The organism is Mesorhizobium sp. M2A.F.Ca.ET.067.02.1.1 (genome assembly GCF_004023285.1).
Classification (GTDB): Bacteria; Pseudomonadota; Alphaproteobacteria; order Rhizobiales; family Rhizobiaceae; genus Mesorhizobium.
The window spans coordinates 1-391 of sequence record NZ_RZSB01001489.1; the positions used below are offsets into that span (position 1 = coordinate 1).

Consider the following 391-nt stretch of genomic DNA (forward strand, 5'->3'; position numbering starts at 1 on the left):
CGCCAGGCCAGCACCGGGAAGTCCGCCCCGGACAGGTCGCCATAGCGGAAATCGGCAAGCTTGGCCGGCTGCATTTCCGCCGGCGCAGGCAGGGCCACGAGGCGGCGGGCGAATGCCGACAGGTTGCGGGGCTGAGCGGCCTCGAGGGGCGTCTCCATCGACGGCGCCTCCAGCCCCGAGGCCACGATCGCGCGTGCTCCCGGCCGGATGATCAGATAGCCTTCGGCGTCGAGCTGGCTATAGGCGGCCGTCACCGTGGTGCGTGAGGCGCCCCATTCGGCGGCAAAGACCCGCGTCGACGGCAGGCGGTCGCCAGGCCGATAGGCGCCGCTGTGCACCTGCGCCTTGATCGCCGCGATGATCCGGCGCGCGACGCCATCCTTCTCCAACT

The 391-nt window shown here is 71.4% G+C and carries 1 protein-coding gene; it reads right to left on the minus strand.

The genetic code is table 11. From position 1 onward, the window contains the following. Positions 1 to 391 (minus strand): winged helix-turn-helix domain-containing protein (locus tag EOA28_RS38465; protein WP_348633459.1); only part of this gene is annotated, 391 nt, incomplete at both ends.